Here is a 1,372-nt window from a genome sequence, read left to right on the forward strand (position 1 = left end):
AGCAACAACTGATAACTGCCCAAATCCCGCCCTGCCCCGGCCTGCTCCAGCGTGGTCTGGGTGAAGTCGTGGAATTTCACTTTGACGAACGGCTTTCCAGGCCTGTAGCTGCTGTCGATTCGCGCCATGCGCCCGGCCAGGGTTTCCAGCAACTCGGGCAATTTATCCAGGCAACTCACCAGGTCCGGCAGGTCGACGTCATAGGTATTTTCGACACTGATCGACTGCCGGCGACTGTCGTTATGCACCTGACGATCATCGACGCCACGGGCCAGGCTCCAGAGTCGCTCGCCAAAGCTGCCGAATTCTCGCACCAGCGCCAACTTGTCCCACTCACGAAGTTGCGCGCAATCGAGGATGCCGAGCTTGCCCAACTTGTCGGCAGTCACTTTGCCGACCCCATGCAGCTTGCTCACCGGCAAGCCACTGACAAAATCCTCGACCTGATCCGGCGTGATGACGAACAAGCCATTGGGCTTTTTCCAGTCGCTGGCGATCTTGGCCAGAAACTTGTTCGGCGCCACACCCGCCGAGACCGTGATATGCAGCTGATTCGACACCCGCCGGCGGATGTCCTGGGCGATGCGTGTGGCGCTGCCGCCAAAATGCGCGCTGTCCGACACGTCCAGGTAGGCCTCGTCGAGGGAAAGCGGCTCAATGATGTCGGTGTAATCGCGGAAGATCGTATGAATTTCCTTCGAGGCTTCTCTATAGGCATCCATACGCGGCTTGACGATGGTCAGGTCCGGACACAGTTTCAACGCGTGCCCGGAGGACATGGCCGAACGCACGCCGTAAGCCCGAGCCTCATAATTGCAGGTAGCAATCACGCCACGCCGATCCGCCGCCCCACCTACCGCCAGCGGTTTTCCGGCCAGGCGCGGGTCGTCACGCATCTCGATGGCAGCGTAGAAGCAGTCACAATCGACGTGGATGATTTTTCGCTGGGTCATATCAACGCGGTATTCATGGATGAAGAAATGGCGACATGCCGTGCCGGATAAGCAGTATCTCACTGACACCTGTATATAGCACCAGTAGTCTGAAGGTTCTTTGCAACCTGTAGGAAAACGCCAAGATAAATTTATTTTCTCAATCACACGGTAACTGCTGATAGAGCTGAAAGCCTTGCCACACCTGCCTCTCAGGCAGAGAAGCACATTCGTCAGCAGGCTAAGCGATTGAACCTGAAGAGGTTTTACCTAGATTGGCGGTTGACACCCTGTCGATCCTCTGTAGAATGCCGACACACAGACGCGGGATGGAGCAGTCTGGTAGCTCGTCGGGCTCATAACCCGAAGGTCGTCGGTTCAAATCCGGCTCCCGCAACCAAACATCAAAAAAGGCTACTCGAAAGAGTGGCCTTTTTTGT

The 1,372-nt window shown here is 56.4% G+C and carries 1 protein-coding gene and 1 tRNA gene; one reads left to right on the forward strand and one right to left on the reverse strand.

The window, feature by feature from the left end:
- Positions 1–953: DNA polymerase IV (dinB, locus tag FFS64_RS31165; RefSeq protein ID WP_137808460.1), on the reverse strand; the 953-nt coding region annotated here is incomplete at its 3' end.
- A gap of 302 nt (positions 954–1,255) precedes the next feature.
- On the opposite strand from dinB, the gene FFS64_RS31170 reads away from it, so the two are divergent.
- Positions 1,256–1,332: transfer RNA gene (locus tag FFS64_RS31170), tRNA-Met, on the forward strand.
- Positions 1,333–1,372 lie beyond the last annotated feature (40 nt).

It is taken from the genome of Pseudomonas sp. G(2018) (genome assembly GCF_005502415.1).
Classification (GTDB): Bacteria; Pseudomonadota; Gammaproteobacteria; order Pseudomonadales; family Pseudomonadaceae; genus Aquipseudomonas.